The sequence below is a fragment of the Bradyrhizobium sp. JYMT SZCCT0428 genome, from assembly GCF_018131075.1.
Classification (GTDB): Bacteria; Pseudomonadota; Alphaproteobacteria; order Rhizobiales; family Xanthobacteraceae; genus Bradyrhizobium.
Window position 1 is genome coordinate 80076 of the sequence record NZ_JAFCLS010000016.1, and the last position, 14620, is coordinate 94695.

At 62.8% G+C, this 14620-nt stretch carries 17 protein-coding genes; 13 read left to right on the forward strand and 4 right to left on the reverse strand.

The genetic code is table 11. The features are described from left to right. Nucleotides 1–96: 96 nt before the first annotated feature. The 9 genes from JQ575_RS18225 to soxA all read left to right on the forward strand — a co-directional run bounded on the left by JQ575_RS18225 (nt 97) and on the right by soxA (nt 8023). Nucleotides 97–1491, forward strand: a complete 1395-nt coding sequence (locus JQ575_RS18225; RefSeq protein WP_212034598.1) for an MFS transporter — start codon at nt 97–99, stop codon at nt 1489–1491. 207 nt (nt 1492–1698) lie between these two features. After that, a complete protein-coding gene (locus JQ575_RS18230) occupies nt 1699–2151 on the forward strand; it encodes a (2Fe-2S)-binding protein (protein WP_192734853.1) in 453 nt (150 codons plus the stop codon). A gap of 10 nt (nt 2152–2161) precedes the next feature. Continuing rightward, nucleotides 2162–4354 carry a molybdopterin cofactor-binding domain-containing protein gene (locus JQ575_RS18235; protein ID WP_212034599.1) on the forward strand — a complete coding sequence of 731 codons (2193 nt, stop codon included), beginning with the start codon at nt 2162–2164 and terminating at the stop codon, nt 4352–4354. Between the two features lie 59 nt (nt 4355–4413). Continuing rightward, nucleotides 4414–4710 carry a cytochrome C gene (locus tag JQ575_RS18240; protein ID WP_212034600.1) on the forward strand — a complete coding sequence of 99 codons (297 nt, stop codon included), beginning with the start codon at nt 4414–4416 and terminating at the stop codon, nt 4708–4710. 17 nt (nt 4711–4727) lie between these two features. After that, nucleotides 4728–6002, forward strand: coding sequence for an NAD(P)/FAD-dependent oxidoreductase (locus JQ575_RS18245; RefSeq protein WP_312015965.1), 1275 nt, complete (start codon nt 4728–4730; stop codon nt 6000–6002). A 7-nt stretch (nt 6003–6009) separates the two neighbouring features. Then, a complete protein-coding gene (gene soxX, locus JQ575_RS18250; protein ID WP_212034602.1) occupies nt 6010–6447 on the forward strand; it encodes a sulfur oxidation c-type cytochrome SoxX in 438 nt (145 codons plus the stop codon). A 9-nt stretch (nt 6448–6456) separates the two neighbouring features. Next, complete coding sequence (locus JQ575_RS18255; RefSeq protein WP_212034603.1) at nt 6457–6933, forward strand: SoxY-related AACIE arm protein; 477 nt, start codon at nt 6457–6459, stop codon at nt 6931–6933. Beyond that, nucleotides 6933–7253 carry a thiosulfate oxidation carrier complex protein SoxZ gene (gene soxZ / locus JQ575_RS18260; protein ID WP_212034604.1) on the forward strand — a complete coding sequence of 107 codons (321 nt, stop codon included), beginning with the start codon at nt 6933–6935 and terminating at the stop codon, nt 7251–7253. Before JQ575_RS18255 ends, soxZ begins: the two co-directional genes overlap by 1 nt. Further along, nucleotides 7250–8023, forward strand: a complete 774-nt coding sequence (gene soxA / locus JQ575_RS18265) for a sulfur oxidation c-type cytochrome SoxA (protein ID WP_212034605.1) — start codon at nt 7250–7252, stop codon at nt 8021–8023. Before soxZ ends, soxA begins: the two co-directional genes overlap by 4 nt. A gap of 85 nt (nt 8024–8108) precedes the next feature. Here the strand turns inward: soxA and JQ575_RS18270 are convergent, their stop codons facing one another. Next, complete coding sequence (locus tag JQ575_RS18270) at nt 8109–8882, reverse strand: ferredoxin--NADP reductase (protein WP_212034606.1); 774 nt, start codon at nt 8880–8882, stop codon at nt 8109–8111. A 149-nt stretch (nt 8883–9031) separates the two neighbouring features. Between JQ575_RS18270 and JQ575_RS18275 the strand changes: the two genes are divergently transcribed. After that, nucleotides 9032–10228 (forward strand): amidohydrolase family protein, encoded by a 1197-nt coding sequence (locus tag JQ575_RS18275; protein WP_212034672.1) that lies wholly within the window; start codon nt 9032–9034, stop codon nt 10226–10228. A gap of 146 nt (nt 10229–10374) precedes the next feature. Next, on the forward strand, nt 10375–11064 hold the full coding sequence (locus JQ575_RS18280) for a hypothetical protein (protein WP_212034607.1): 690 nt from the start codon (nt 10375–10377) through the stop codon (nt 11062–11064). Between the two features lie 55 nt (nt 11065–11119). Here the strand turns inward: JQ575_RS18280 and JQ575_RS18285 are convergent, their stop codons facing one another. The 3 genes from JQ575_RS18285 to JQ575_RS46445 all read right to left on the reverse strand — a co-directional run bounded on the left by JQ575_RS18285 (nt 11120) and on the right by JQ575_RS46445 (nt 12734). Continuing rightward, nucleotides 11120–11416: a hypothetical protein gene (locus tag JQ575_RS18285; RefSeq protein ID WP_212034608.1), complete on the reverse strand. Its 297-nt coding sequence runs from the start codon at nt 11414–11416 to the stop codon at nt 11120–11122. Between the two features lie 317 nt (nt 11417–11733). Further along, nucleotides 11734–11997 carry a GlsB/YeaQ/YmgE family stress response membrane protein gene (locus tag JQ575_RS18290; protein ID WP_212034609.1) on the reverse strand — a complete coding sequence of 88 codons (264 nt, stop codon included), beginning with the start codon at nt 11995–11997 and terminating at the stop codon, nt 11734–11736. Nucleotides 11998–12260: 263 nt separating this feature from the next. Continuing rightward, the gene (locus tag JQ575_RS46445) at nt 12261–12734 is read right to left on the reverse strand and encodes a YidB family protein (RefSeq protein ID WP_212034673.1); all 474 of its coding nucleotides are present in this window, start codon (nt 12732–12734) and stop codon (nt 12261–12263) included. A 497-nt stretch (nt 12735–13231) separates the two neighbouring features. Between JQ575_RS46445 and JQ575_RS18300 the strand changes: the two genes are divergently transcribed. Next, nucleotides 13232–14104: a trypsin-like serine protease gene (locus tag JQ575_RS18300; RefSeq protein WP_212034610.1), complete on the forward strand. Its 873-nt coding sequence runs from the start codon at nt 13232–13234 to the stop codon at nt 14102–14104. Between the two features lie 78 nt (nt 14105–14182). Next, nucleotides 14183–14566: a RidA family protein gene (locus JQ575_RS18305; RefSeq protein ID WP_212034611.1), complete on the forward strand. Its 384-nt coding sequence runs from the start codon at nt 14183–14185 to the stop codon at nt 14564–14566. Nucleotides 14567–14620: the final 54 nt, after the last annotated feature.

The following is a 14620-nucleotide window of genomic DNA, read 5'->3' on the forward strand; positions in this document are numbered from 1 at the left end:
CGCATCATGCAACGGCGTGCCTGTGGAACATCTCGCGTCCGTAGTACACGCCCCTGAAGGGCGTTACCCGCGCCGGCCGTGGAGAGCCCGATCTCGATGTCAGAAGTTGCGACTGCCAAGCCGCCTGCCACGCCCGGTATCGACGGCTTGCCGCCGGAACTCCGGCGCTGGGCGGTCGCGGCGATCTTTACCGCGCTGGCGCTGGCCTCGCTGGATACGGCGATTGCCAACATCGCGCTGCCCGCCATCGCTGCCGACCTTCATGTCAGCCCGGCCGATGTGGTCTGGGTCGTCAATGTCTATCAGATCGCGCTGGTGGCGACGCTGCTGCCGCTCGGTGCGCTCGGCGAAATCGTCGGCCATCAGCGCATCTATATCGGCGGCCTGTTGCTGTTCACAATTGCCTCGATCGGCTGCGCGTTAGCGTGGTCGCTGCCCAGTCTGGTGGCGGCGCGGGCGCTGCAGGGGCTCGGCGCCAGCGGCATCATGGCGGTGAATGCGGCGCTGGTCCGCTACGTCTACCCAACCCATATGCTGGGCCGCGGTTTTGGTCACAACGCGCTGGTGGTCGGCACCGCCTTCACGCTTGGACCGACGATCGCGTCCGGCATTCTGGCGCTGGGGCCCTGGCCGTGGCTGTTCGCGATCAACGTTCCGTTCGGCCTGATCGCGGTGTGGATCGGACTAAAGACGCTGCCGCCGACGCCACGCGCGACGCACGCATTCGATTTTGCGAGCGCGGCGCTGACCACAGGCTGCCTAGGCCTGTTCATCATCGGGATCGGAAGTGCGGCACACAGCGCACCACCGGCACTGGTAACGGCCGAACTGGTCGGCGCCATCATCCTCGGCTGGATCATGATGCGACGGCAGGCGGATCACCCGGCGCCGATGCTGCCGATCGATCTGTTCCGGCGGCCGATGTTTGCGCTATCGGCGGCGACGTCGGTGTGCACCTTTGCGGTTCAAGGCATCGCCTTCGTCTCGCTGCCGTTCTATTTCGAAGATGTGCTGATGCGCACCCAGGTCGAGACCGGTTTCTTCATGACGCCGTGGCCGCTGGTGGTCGCGATCATGGCGCCGATCGGCGGCCGGCTGTCCGACCGCTATCCCGTCGGCATTCTCGGCGGCATCGGCCTCGCCTTGCTGTGCGCGGGAATGGTGTTGCTGGCGACGCTGCCGGCGGATCCCGGCGTCGCCAACATCGTCTGGCGCATGGTGGTGTGCGGGATCGGATTCGGATTCTTTCAAACCCCGAATTTGCGCGCGCTGATGTCGAGCGCGCCGTCGCATCGCGGCGGCAGCGCGAGCAGCATCGTCGCGACCGCACGGCTGACCGGGCAGACGCTGGGTGCCGCGTTCGCCGCACTGTGCTTTGCGCTCGGCGGCCACGATGGCGCGACGCTTGCCTTGGCACTCGGCGCCGGATTTGCCGCGCTCGGATGCGTGATGAGTTTCCTGCGCCTGGTGGTGAGCGCGCCGCAAGATTGATGGGAGGGAATGTGCCTACAAGGCAGGCAAACCCTGGCCGAGCATGGCGAAGATGACGGCCATGTGGCGCCCTTGCCCGCACGAAACCCCGGTCCGTCAATTTTCTTCCGCGCTGCAAACGCATTTTCTTGATTTGAACTATTCCAGATTGCGGTCCAGTGTCCCCGCCGGGTTCAATTGATGAATTGAGCTAACAGGGGAAACGCGATGGCAAACCTCACTATCAACGGCAAATCAATCAATGTGGACGTCGAGGACGACACCCCGCTGCTATGGGCGATCCGGGAGAACGTCGGACTGACCGGCACCAAATACGGCTGCGGCATTGCACAATGCGGGGCCTGCACGATCCATATTGACGGCGTCGCAATGCGCTCCTGCGGCATCTCGGTCAGCGAAGCCGTCGGCAAGCAGATCACCACGATCGAAGGTCTGGCCGCCAGCGATGGCGCACTGCACAAGGTGCAGCAGGCCTGGATCAAGAACGACGTGCCACAGTGCGGCTATTGCCAGACCGGCATGATCATGGCGGTGGCGGCGCTGCTCAAGGACAAGCCGAAGCCGACCGACAAGGATATCGACGAGACCATCACCAATATCTGCCGCTGCGGCACCTTCCAACAGGTGCGCGAGGCAATCCACGCCGCCGCGAACGCTTGAGGGGGATGTCATGAACAAGCACATCACACCTGCACTCAGCCGCCGCGCCTTCGTCATCGGCACCGCCGCTGCCGGCGCCGGCCTCGCGGTCGGTCTCGACATCCCCTTCGGTGGCCCCACCGTGGTCCGCGCCGCCGATGGATCGCCTGAGGTCAACGTCTGGGTGGTGATCCGCCCCGACGACACCGTCGTGATCCGCATCGCCCGTTCGGAGATGGGACAGGGCACGCTCACCGGCCTCGCCCAGCTCGTCGCCGAAGAACTCGAATGCGACTGGTCGAAGGTCACCACCGAATATCCGACACCGGGTCAAAGTGTCGCACGCAAGCGGGCCTGGGGCGATTTTTCGACCGGCGGCAGCCGCGGCATCCGCACCTCGCAGGACTACGTCCGCAAGGGTGGCGCCACCGCGCGCATGATGCTGGTCCAGGCCGCTGCCAATGAGTGGAAGGTGCCGGTTTCGGAATGCACCGCCGCCAACAGCACCATCACGCACACGCCGTCGGGCAAGAAGACGACCTACGGCAAGGTCGTGGAAGCCGCAGCCAAGCTGTCGCCTCCCGCCGATGCCGACGTCAAGCTGAAGGATCCGAAGGACTGGAAAATTGCCGGCAAGGGCGTGCTGCGGCTCGATACCGCCGACAAGACCACCGGCAAGATGATGTACGGCATCGACGTCAAGCTGCCGGGAATGCTGAACGCCGCGCTGAAGGATTGCCCGGTCTTCGGCGGCAAGCTGAAGAGCTATGACGAAGCCAAGGTCATGGGCATGAAGGGCGTCAAGAAGGTGGTGCGGGTCAACGACTCCACCGTCGCCGTCGTCGCCGACACCTGGTGGCACGCCAAGACCGCGCTCGACGCGCTGCCGATCGTCTGGGACGAAGGCGAGAACGCCAAGGTGTCGAGCGAATCGATCGCCAAGTGGCTGGCCGAGGGCCTCGACAATTCGCAGCCCGCTTTCATCGGCAACCAGAACGGCGATGCCAAAGCCGCCATCACCGGCGCCGCCAAAAAGATCGAGGCGGTGTACAACTATCCCTACCAGAACCACGCCGCGATGGAGCCGCTCAACGCCACCGCGCTCTACACACCCGACAAGTGCGAGGTCTGGACCGGAACGCAGAACGGCGAAGCGGCATTCGCCGCGGTGATGGAAACCTCCGGCCTGCCTGCCGACAAATGCGAGGTTCACAAGCTGATCCTCGGTGGCGGCTTCGGCCGTCGCGGCATGACCGACTATGTCCGGCAGGCCGTCTCCATCGCCAAGCAGATGCCGGGCACGCCGATCAAGCTGTTGTGGTCACGCGAAGACGACATGCAGCACGGCACCTATCATCCGGTCACCCAATGCAAGCTGACCGGCGCCTTCGACAAGGACAACAATCTGACGGCGCTGCATGTCCGGATCTCCGGCCAATCCATCCTGTTCACCGTGCGTCCGGCGGCACTGGTCAACGGCATGGACACCGCGGCATTCCAGGGCCTCGCGCCCACCGGCGACTGGGCGATCGGGTACAGTTTTCCGAACCTGCTGGTCGAACATTCGATGCGCAACCCTCACGTCCCGCCGGGCTTCTGGCGAGGCGTCAACGTCAATCAGAACGCGATCTATCTCGAATGCTTCATCGACGAGCTGGCGCATTCGGTCGGCGAAGATCCGGTCGCGTTCCGCCGCAAGTTGATGGGCAAGCATCCCAAGCACCTCGCCGTGCTCAATGCGGTGGCCGAAAAAGTCGGCTGGGACAAGCCGCCGCCAAAGGGCGTGTACCGCGGCATCTGCCAGCACATGGGCTACGGCAGCTACGTCGCCGGTGCCGCCGAAATCTCGGTGACCGACGGCAACAAGATCAAGGTGCACCGCATCGTCGCGTCCACCGATCCCGGCCACGTCGTCAATCCGGCGCAGATCGAGCGCCAGATTGCAGGCTCGTTCGTCTATGGCCTGTCCGCGTTGTTCTACGGCAATTGCACCGTCAAGGACGGCCGCATCGAGCAATCCAACTTCGACACCTACAATTCGATGCGGATCGCGGAGATGCCGAAGGTGGAGTCGGTCATCGTGCCGAGCGGCGGCTTCTGGGGCGGCGTCGGCGAACCGACGATCTGCGTCGCAGCGCCCGCCGTGCTCAATGCGTATTTCGCGGCAACGGGAAAACGCATCCGCTCAGTGCCGCTGAAGGATCAGGATATCAGCTTCGCCTGACAAATTGGGCGGCGGCCTTCACCGGCCGCCGCTCCACCAACCCTTTCGGATATAAGCTGATGAAAACGTTTTGCGTTGCCATCGGAATTGCAACGGTCGCGGCGTCGAGTTCGCCGCTGCTGGCGGCTTCTGTCCCTCCGCCCGGCGCTGCGGCCTGTTCCGGCTGTCACGCCGCAGGAACCGTGCCGGCCTCGCCGGTTTCGCGGCTGTACGGCCGTGACGCCGGCGACATCATGACCGCGATGACGGGCTTCCGCGACGGATCGCTTCCCGCCACGGTGATGACCCGCATCGCCAAAGGCTTCTCCGACGACGAGCTGCGCGCGATTGCGGCGTGGCTCGCGGCACAGAAGTAAGGGGCGCTATTATGGGCATCAACCATCGCATGAGCCGCCGGGAATTCGTTGGCGGCGGTGCTGCCGCCGTGACGGCGCTAACGCTTCCGCTGCCCGCATTCGCACAAGCCGCGGCGCGCGTCGTCGTGATCGGCGGCGGCTTCGGCGGCGCGAGTTGCGCCCGCGCCCTGAAACAGGTCGACCCGAAACTGCAGGTAACACTGGTCGAACCGAACCGGACCTTCACCGCCTGCCCGTTCAGCAACAACGTGATCGCCGGACTGCGTTCGCTCGAGGAACAGCAATTCGGCTATGACAAGATCGCCGCCGGCGGCGTCACCGTGGTGGCGCAGGCGGCAACGGCGATCGATGCCAACGCGCGGACCGTTGGGCTCGCCGACGGCACGTCGCTCGCCTACGACCGGCTGGTCCTGTCTCCCGGCGTCGATCTGCGTTTCGAAGCGCTGCCGGGCTACGACGAAACCGCCGCTGCAAAGATGCCGCACGCCTGGAAAGCGGGCGAGCAGACGCTGCTGCTGCGCAAGCAACTCGAAGCCATGGACGATGGCGGCCTTGTCGTGATCGCCGCGCCCGCCAACCCGTTCCGCTGCCCGCCTGGGCCCTACGAACGCGCCTGTCTGATCGCGCACTATCTGAAAACCAAGAAGCCCCGTTCGAAGCTGATCATCCTCGACGCCAAGGACACCTTCTCCAAGCAGCGGCTGTTCCAGAACGCCTGGAAGGAACTCTATCCGGGAATGATCGAATGGGTGTCGCTGTCACAGGGCGGCAAGGTGAACTCCGTCGACCCGGCGACCAACACGCTGATTACCGATTTCGGCAACCACACCGCGCAGGTGGCGAACGTCATTCCGCCGCAGCGCGCCGGACGCATCGCCACCATCGCTGGCGCCACCGACAATACCGGCTGGTGCGCGATCGATCCCGTCACTTTCGAATCCAAATCGGCGCCGAACATCCACGTCATCGGCGATGCCTGTATTGCCGGCTCGATGCCGAAATCCGCGTTCTCCGCGAATTCCCAGGCCAAGGCTTGCGCGAGCGCTGTCGCCACGCTGATCGCGGGCCGGGCGCCCGAGGCGCCGAAGCTGATCAACACCTGCTACAGTCTGGCGGCCCCCGGCTACGGCTTCTCGGTCGCCGGCGTCTACCAGCCGAAGAACGGGCTGTTCACCGACGTCGAAGGCGCCGGCGGCGTCAGCCCGGCGGATGTGCCGCGCGACTTCCGCGCGCGCGAGGCCGACTATGCGAATTCCTGGTTCGCGACCATCACGGCGGAAGTCTTTGGCTAGGCTTCGCATGTCGGGTCCGATCCTTGCGGGCGCACTGCTCGCTTTGCCCGGCCTCGCTGCCGCGCAAGAGCTGCGAGGCTATGCCGTGACCGGCGATGCCATTGCGAAGTCGCTGACCGGCGCGCCCGGCGATCCCGCGCGTGGACGAACAACCCTCCTCAACCGCCAAAGCACCTGCATCCTCTGCCACAACGGACCGTTTCCGGAGGAGAAGTTTCAGGGCGATCTGGCCCCCAACCTCGTCGGCTCCGGCAGCCGCTGGTCGGAGGGGCAGTTGCGGCTGCGGCTGGTGGACGCGAGCCGCCTCAATGAAGCGACGATCATGCCGTCCTATTATCGCGTGGACGGCCTGCATCGTGTTGGTCCGGCGTGGCGCGGCAAGCCGATCCTGTCGGCGGAACAGATCGAAGATATCGTGGCTTATCTGGTGACGCTGCGCGAATAGGAAGTGACGATGCAACACAAGGATTCCACACGCCGCCAGTTCCTCGGCCTCGCCGGTGGCGCGGCCGTGCTCGGGGCCGTCCCGATCGTAACGTTGCGGCCGGGCGAAGCGACGCCCGCCGAACTCGCATCCGCGATCCGCAGCGTCACCAATGGCGCGCAAGTGCGCACCGGCAAGGTCAAGCTCGACGTGCCGCCGCTGGTCGAGAACGGCAACACCGTGTCGCTGACCGTCAACGTCGCAAGCCCGATGGCGCCGGAGGATCACGTCCGCAGCATCCACATCTTCAACGAGAAGAACCCGCAGCCCAATATCGGCAATTTCCATCTCGGCCCGCATGCCGGCCGCGCGCAGGTATCCACGCGCATTCGCCTCGCCGACAGCCAGAAGATCGTCGCCATCGCGCGATTGTCCGACGGCTCGTTCTGGTCGGCCAGCGCCGACGTCGTGGTGACGCTGGCGGCCTGCACTGATGAGGTGATCTGATGGCCTCCGCGCTGATCAACGTTCCCGCCAAGGCCAAACGCGGCGACATCATCGAGATCAAGACGCTGATGTCGCACATCATGGAAACCGGTTATCGGCATACCGCCACCGGCGAGGTGGTGCCGCGCGATATCATCACGAGTTTTGCCTGCCGCTATAACGGCACCGAGATTTTTCGCGCTGATCTGTTTCCTGCGATCGCCGCCAACCCGTTCATCACCTTCTTCACCACGGCGACCGCGAGCGGCAAGTTCGAGTTCGAATGGATCGGCGATAACGGCTTTTCCGAAACCGCGTCGGCCTCGATCACAGTCGAATGAGATTGGCCGGCCTCATCGTTCTGTCTGCTCTGTTCGCGGTGGACGCCGCCAGCGCCGAAATTCCACAAGCAGAACGCCGCTCCGGCTATAGCTTCATGGCGCCGGACACCAGGGCGATGCAGGACGACGACACGATAAACCCCGGCATGCTGTGGGTGCTCGACGGCGAGAAATTGTGGGCGCGCAAGTCGGGCGTTACAAACAAGGCGTGCGCCGATTGTCATCAGGACGCGCGCGCGAGCATGAAGGGCGTCGCGGCGCATTATCCCGCCATCGACAAGGCGCTCGGGCGGCCCGTCGACCTCGAGCAGCGCATCAATCTGTGCCGCACCACTCATCAGCAGGCGACGCCGCTTCCCTACGAGAGCCGCGAATTGCTGGCGCTGACCGCTTTTGTCGCGCAGCAATCGCGCGGCGCCGCAATCGAGCCCGGCAACGATCCGCAGCTAGCGCCGTTCGTCGCCAAAGGCCGCGAACTGTTCATGCAGCGGCAGGGCCAGCTCAATCTCGGCTGCACCAATTGTCACGATGAGAATTGGGATAAGCGTCTGGCCGGATCGGCGATCACGCAAGGACACCCGACGGGTTACCCGCTTTATCGGCTGGAGTGGCAATCACTGGGATCGCTGCAGCGCCGGCTGCGCGCCTGCATGACGGGCATCCGCGCGCAAGCCTATGATTACGGTGCGCCGGAACTGGTCGAGCTGGAGCTTTATCTGATGTCGCGCGCCAGGGGCATGCCGCTGGAAGCGCCGGCCATTCGACCCTAGTCATGGGCCCCCAGGGGCCCAGACAAAAAAATCGCGAAAACAACCCCATGCAAAGAAAGGATGGGCCCGGTCTCGCGGTCCTCGGTTACCGCTCCGCGAACGCTTTCTCGACCACGAACTGCGCCGCCTCGCCGTGGTTGCCTTCGACAAAGCCCTTGCCGCCCAGCAGCGTGCGGGTGTCGGCGACCAGCGCCGGGCTGCCGCAGATCATGACGCGGTCATGCGCGGCCTCGAGCGGGGCAAGCCCGATATCGGCAAACAGCTTGCCGGAACTGATCAGGTCGGTGATGCGGCCGCGGTTGTGGAAGGGATCGCGCGTCACCGTCGGGTAATAAATCAGCTGGTTGCGCACGAGTTCGCCGATCAGCTCATCGTTCGGCAGTTCCTTGGTGATCATCTCACCATAGGCGAGTTCCGCGACGCGGCGGCAGCCGTGCAGCAGCACCACCTTCTCGAAGCGCTCATAGGTTTCGGGATCCTTGATCACGCTGAGGAACGGGGCTAGCCCGGTGCCGGTCCCGATCAAATAAAGGTTGCGGCCGTCCTGCAGGTTGTCGATCACCAGCGTGCCGGTGGCCTTGCGGCTGACGATGATCTCGTCGCCTTCCTTGAGATGCTGGAGGCGCGAAGTCAGCGGCCCGTCCGGCACCTTGATCGAGAAGAATTCGAGCCGGTCTTCATAATTGGCGCTGGCGACGCTGTAGGCGCGCAGCAGCGGCTTCTCGCCGACCTTCAGCCCGATCATGGTGAACTCGCCGTTGCGGAAACGGAACGAGGGATCGCGCGTGGTGGTGAAGGAGAACAGCGTGTCGGTCCAGTGATGGACGCTGAGAACGCTTTCCTGATTGAAATTGCTCATCTTTCGATCCGATTGGAGGCAGATGTCGGCAAAATCATTCGTATACGATCATTCGTATACGAATGAATAATCCTTCTTGATCCCGCCGTCAAGCCGCGGGCAAGATGGCCGGCAACGCCCCGAAGGCATTGAACAACAAGGAAAATCCGATGGCGCACGACGCACCCCAGGCAAGCGGCCCGAGCAAGCTGGTGATCCGCAATATCGGGCTGCTGCTGTCGGGGATGCTGGAAAAACCGATCCTGGATGCCGACACCATCGTGGCCGCGAACGGCAAGATCACCGCCATCGGCCGCCTCAAGGACGTCGACACCGAGGGCGCCACGACTGTCGTCAATGCCAACGGCACCACGGTCGCCCCCGGCCTGATCGACAGCCACGTCCATCCCGTCGCCGGCGACTGGACGCCGCGGCAGAACCAGATGGGCTGGATCGACAGCTATCTGCATGGCGGCGTCACCACGATGATTTCAGCCGGTGAAGTGCATATGCCCGGCCGTCCGCGCGACGTCGTCGGCGTCAAGGCGATGGCGATTTTCGCGCAGCGCGCGTTCTGGACGCTGCGGCCCGGCGGCGTGAAGATCCATGCCGGCGCGCCCGTGATCGAAAACGAAATGGTCGAGGACGACTTCAAGGAGCTCGCCGCGGCGGGCGTCAAGCTGCTCGGCGAAGTCGGGCTCGGCGGCGTCAAGGACGGCCCGACCGCGCGCAAGATGGTGGGATGGGCGCGCAAATACGGCATCCAGAGCACGATCCACACCGGCGGACCATCGATCCCGGGCTCCGGCCTGATCGACAAGGACGTGGTGCTGGAAGCCGACACCGATGTGGTCGGTCATATCAATGGCGGCCACACCGCCCTGCCCGACGATCAGATCCGCTGCATCTGCGAGGGCTGCAAGCGCGGGCTGGAGCTGGTTCACAACGGCAATGAACGCTCGGCGCTGTTCACGCTACGCACCGCGCGCGAGATGGGCGACCTGCACCGCGTCATCCTCGGCACCGACGCGCCGGCCGGCTCCGGCGTGCAGCCGCTCGGCATTTTGCGCATGGTGTCGCTGCTGTCATCGCTCGGCGAACTGCCGGCCGAAATCGCCTTCTGCCTCGCCACCGGCAACACCGCGCGCATGCGCGCGCTCGACTGCGGCTTGATCGAGGTTGGCCGCTCCGCCGATTTCGTCATCATGGACATGGCGCAGCACTCGCCGGGAAAGAGCCTGCTGCACAGCGTGCAGCTCGGCGACCTGCCCGGCATCGGCATGACCATCATCGACGGCATCGTCCGCACCCAGCGCAGCCGCAACACACCGCCGGCGACACGGCTGCCGGAGATCGTCGGGCATTGACGGGAATGGAGACCATCGTGCCCGGCGCGTCGGGCCGTATTTTGTGATGTCGCCTCCAAAGCCGTGAACGAATTGCCGGCCGGTCACGTCAAATGCGGACGGTCGGCGCCGCAGGCTGCTGCGCCGTCCAGGTCTTAGAGGGACATTTGAAGAATTTATCGCAAATTGCCGGCGGGGTGGCGGGTCCGGCAGTGGGCTTTGCCGCCACGTTGCTGATCGTCGAACTCGTCGGGTTTGGAAACCGCGCCGACCCCATCGGTTCGGCGCTGCTGGCGGTGTTCGTCTTCGCGCCGGCCGGGGCGATCGCAGGCCTCGTGCTCGGTACCAAGCTCGCGATGCGGATGCGCGGAGGCGAGAACACCGGCAGCCTGGCCGGCAACAGCCTCCGGGCATTCGGTGCGCTGATCCTGCTCTGCGCCGCCGCCGGCACGGCATACTATATCTACGCGGTCACGAGTGCCACGCCGTGGCTCAACCCGAACGCCGCCACCCCGCTTCTTGTCTTCGAAGTTCGCCTGCCGGCAGGAACGGTGCTGCCGGGTTCGCCGCGGGAGATCGCGATTGAACTGCAGACCGACATCAACCGCATGCCGGGTGAACCACGCTTCAACCGGTTCCGCAGCGACGGCGACAAGCCTGTCATCGCAGGCGACGTCGAACTCGCCTTCCGCACCGCGCATCGGCAACTGGAAATCAAGATCAAGGGCCAGCCCGATCGGCTCTACCCCATCGCCCTATCGGCCAAGGCGCCGCATGCCGCACAGCTCGGACCCTGGCAAACCAACGCCGACGGAAGCGAAATCCGCTATCGGGCCCAATGGCCCGGACGCGATTGACCCGGCGGCCGCCGTGCCGGGCGCCCTACCTACCCTCGTCAAATCCCACATCCAACTACACACGAGATTCTATATTCACCAAAACTTCCCCGGCGATGATTTCGGGATCTCCAAGATTCAGGTCATGCAGGCTTGCCTGAACAAACTCCAGCACCTTTTCGTTCGCCGCACTGGCGCTTTCGCGGTCCTCGAACATCATGACAGCGACACCGACGCCGTCGCCTCCATCCAATACATAATAGGATCTGAATCCGTGCGATTCCCGTAGCATCTGACCGATGCCGCTTTTGGCGCGGCGAGCAGCATCCGCAACCGAGCGAACCTTGGCGTACTTTCGAATGACGATGTACATGAGGCCACCCACGCGTTTCAGTTCCCGCCCCCGCGCATCAAAGCATATCGGGCCGCTGCTGGACTAGGGGGTCTACTTCCGAGATGGGTCAGACAGAGAAGCGCTCACTACGAGCAGATTGTCTTCCTGGTTACCCCTGAAAACCGGACATTGCTCAATGCAGTACATGCCTAGCGCATGAGAACGCCGAGATAGATCAAATCTCGCATGGTGTCGGGCATCGCGCAGTAGGCATTCCAAAGCGTGCCTTCCTCGCGCATCGCAAGGCGGCCGAAAGTGCCATAAGCAGACTTCGTGAGACGAGGTTGATTATCTGGCTAGGCGCGCCCCTGGCGCCCGGCCACCATGCCATAAAGGAACAGCAAGATTATTGCGCCGACGATACTGGCGAAGAAGCCAGCGCCATCTCCGGTTTTGTACCATCCCACAGCTTGGCCAAGGTACGTCGCGACGAACGCGCCGACAATTCCCAAAACAGAGGTCAGAATAAAGCCCGTTGGTTCGGTTTTGTCGCCGGGCATGATGAACTTGGCAATCACTCCAACAATGAACCCTATGATGATAGTCCAAATGACACTCATTTCACTGCTCCTGTCCGAGAAAGACGGTACACTTGAGAAACGAGCAGCTCTCGAAGACCTTGACCTAAATCAACATTGGCCGTCTCCCGCTGGCGCCGACGTGATCCGCAGTCGCGCAGACTGGTTGCTAAACGCACCATCCCCCTCGGCGACGCCACCCCGAACTCGTTCGGGAGCCCAGCGGTTTGACGCATGACAGTACAGCGGGCGAAGAACGCGGCCTCGCCCTTGCTGCACCTTTCGACCGCGCGAAGGCGACCGTCTTATGTTGCTTCGCGCGGAGGCAAGCGACCTTCAGGCGTGTATTTGTCGATTGCCGTCGGCAGCTCTCGCGACAGCCGGGCGAGAAGTTCTTCCTGGGAAAGCCCGGTCTGCTGTTCAAGCGCGCTCAAGACATCCCGCCCGATAGCCTGCTTGAGTTGCGGTGGCGAAACCTCCTTGTTGGGGCCGGAGCCAATCCATGATTCCGCCGCCTCTCCTTGACCGTTCTTTGTGAATTGCTCGAGCAGTTCGTTGAGACCATTACCAAGCATGCCGCCTACACCTGCTCCACCCAGCATGCTGGTCAAGCTGCCCGGAAGACCACCTTGAGCTTTCGATTGATCGCCACCATCGGGCTTGGATGATGATGCCCCCGCGACGCTATTGAACATGTCCATGAGCTTGTCCCGATTTTGAAAACCCGCGATCGCCAGCATTCCCAGCAGTGCGGTCATCGATGGCATTCCACGGCTCATTTCAGCCTCCTGCAATTTGTTGAACGCTTTCCCGGACGCCGCCCAAGGCGGCGCTTTCAAACCTTCAGATCGGCAGGCAATTTCCCGCCGTTCGTCTCCGTGCCTGTCTCCAACGGCGCTTCCCTGACGTGGTGGGTGGTTGCAATCCGATTCAGACGGTAAGGACCGTTCGGCTAAGGCGATGTTGACCTGAATCAACGAAACTGCGTTGCGTAAACTATCGCCGCACCATCTCCGGCAATGCTTGAATGACCAAGGAAAGTTGGTTGCGAAAACTGTGCCAAGACAGAAGCCAACATGTAATGCAGATATGGCAAGCTTCCTGACCTTGGCCCCGGCACCGAGCTTCATGTGCTCGCCAAACGTCAAAGCCAGGCGATCGAGCTGGCTGGAAAGTGCGCGCCGCGCATTGACGAACTGTTATCGAGTGCCGACGCAGAACCCCTCGATCCCCTACCGAGCGAAGGCCGCCCGCACCTTAGGACAATGGTGCCCAAATGTCGTTGGAGTTCAGTATCGATGACCGATCGGAGCAATGGCGTGCCCTGACGAGAGTTCGCTCCCATGGGTGTGGAGAGTCAGTTGAGGATTATCGGAGTAATTCTCGCACTTCTGACATTGCAAATGTCATCGAGCCGAGCACAAGAACTCGAACGCACCGCTATCTTTTTGAATTTTGTACCGGCACTCGGATCGCCGATAAAATCGTCCTTACCGCCTACCACTGCGTTCAAAACAGGATTCCAAAGTGGGCAAGCGGCCGCGGAGCTAAGATCAAGGTCGCTGATCACCTGATTTCACCACTGGCGCGCGAAACGAGAATCGACGTAACCCATGACGTCGCTTTGCTATATCTCGAAAAACCGCTTCCAGCGGACGTTCCGATAGTGCCGCTCGCCAGTCGCGGCCAAAAATTCGAAAAATACGTGCGCTTGGGTTATGGTTTCCACGCTGGGCGTGACGGATGGATTCATCGCGATGCTCTCGGGATCCTGAAAGTCGATGAAGTTGTTTTCTGGGACAAGAACCCCAGCGAGAAAGGCAAACTAAGATTTGCTCAGCCGGCAAACCGCACTTGTCCTGGAGATTCAGGCGGCCCAACGCTTGGTCTCAACAACGGAGATTGGTACGTGGTTGGCATTACATCGCGCGTAATGCCCGATATCCGTCATCGCTTTTCCTGGTTCCTTCCGCTGATCCGAGGGAAAGAGCGGCCTAATTATGCTCGCTACTGCGGTGAGTACTACACCTCTGAAAGAGTAACCGAAAATCTGGACTTCCTGGCCAAAGGAGTTCAGACGCTTATTGTCCGGCAGCTGCAAGCCCAGTCGTCATCACCAGGCAAAGCATCCTCGAAACGTCGGAAGTAGTAATGGGAGCGGCAGTGCTGGCCGGCCGGGCTAATTGCAGCTAACCTCCGGGCGTCGATCCCAATTCGCGAGCCAGGCATGCCAAAAATCCAGCGCATCATTGTTCCCGACATTCCAAAGCCGGTCAGCCACTATTGCCACGTGACCCGTGCAGGCCCCCACGTCTGGGTCGCCGGCGTCGTCGGCCAGGCGCAGGACGGCAGCATACCGTCCGACGTTGTTGCCCAATTCGACATCGCCATCGCTGTGATGGACAAGTGCCTGAAGGCGGCCGGCGCCGGGCCCGAGCACGTCGTCAAGGTTCAAGTTTTCATGACCGACATCACGGAACGCCCGAAAATCAACCCGCGCCGCATAGCTTATTTCGGCGAGAATCTGCCGGCCTCCACGCTCGTCGAGGTGAAGGGATTGGTCGATCCACGAATGAAGGTCGAGATCGAGTGCCAGGCCTACGTTGACTAAGAAACGGCGCGTGCCGCCGGCAGCGATGGCACCCGGCGCGTATCGGATTGCGAG

Bases quoted from the DNA above. Each gene is read 5' to 3' on its own strand.
- JQ575_RS18225 (WP_212034598.1), top strand. From the start codon at position 97: ATGTCAGAAGTTGCGACTGCCAAGCCGCCTGCCACGCCCGGTATCGAC.
- JQ575_RS18230 (WP_192734853.1), top strand. From the start codon at position 1,699: ATGGCAAACCTCACTATCAACGGCAAATCAATCAATGTGGACGTCGAG.
- JQ575_RS18235 (WP_212034599.1), top strand. From the start codon at position 2,162: ATGAACAAGCACATCACACCTGCACTCAGCCGCCGCGCCTTCGTCATC.
- JQ575_RS18240 (WP_212034600.1), top strand. From the start codon at position 4,414: ATGAAAACGTTTTGCGTTGCCATCGGAATTGCAACGGTCGCGGCGTCG.
- soxX (WP_212034602.1), top strand. From the start codon at position 6,010: ATGTCGGGTCCGATCCTTGCGGGCGCACTGCTCGCTTTGCCCGGCCTC.
- JQ575_RS18255 (WP_212034603.1), top strand. From the start codon at position 6,457: ATGCAACACAAGGATTCCACACGCCGCCAGTTCCTCGGCCTCGCCGGT.
- soxZ (WP_212034604.1), top strand. From the start codon at position 6,933: ATGGCCTCCGCGCTGATCAACGTTCCCGCCAAGGCCAAACGCGGCGAC.
- soxA (WP_212034605.1), top strand. From the start codon at position 7,250: ATGAGATTGGCCGGCCTCATCGTTCTGTCTGCTCTGTTCGCGGTGGAC.
- JQ575_RS18270 (WP_212034606.1), bottom strand. From the start codon at position 8,882: ATGAGCAATTTCAATCAGGAAAGCGTTCTCAGCGTCCATCACTGGACC.
- JQ575_RS18275 (WP_212034672.1), top strand. From the start codon at position 9,032: ATGGCGCACGACGCACCCCAGGCAAGCGGCCCGAGCAAGCTGGTGATC.
- JQ575_RS18285 (WP_212034608.1), bottom strand. From the start codon at position 11,416: ATGTACATCGTCATTCGAAAGTACGCCAAGGTTCGCTCGGTTGCGGAT.
- JQ575_RS18290 (WP_212034609.1), bottom strand. From the start codon at position 11,997: ATGAGTGTCATTTGGACTATCATCATAGGGTTCATTGTTGGAGTGATT.
- JQ575_RS46445 (WP_212034673.1), bottom strand. From the start codon at position 12,734: ATGAGCCGTGGAATGCCATCGATGACCGCACTGCTGGGAATGCTGGCG.
- JQ575_RS18300 (WP_212034610.1), top strand. From the start codon at position 13,232: ATGTCGTTGGAGTTCAGTATCGATGACCGATCGGAGCAATGGCGTGCC.
- JQ575_RS18305 (WP_212034611.1), top strand. From the start codon at position 14,183: ATGCCAAAAATCCAGCGCATCATTGTTCCCGACATTCCAAAGCCGGTC.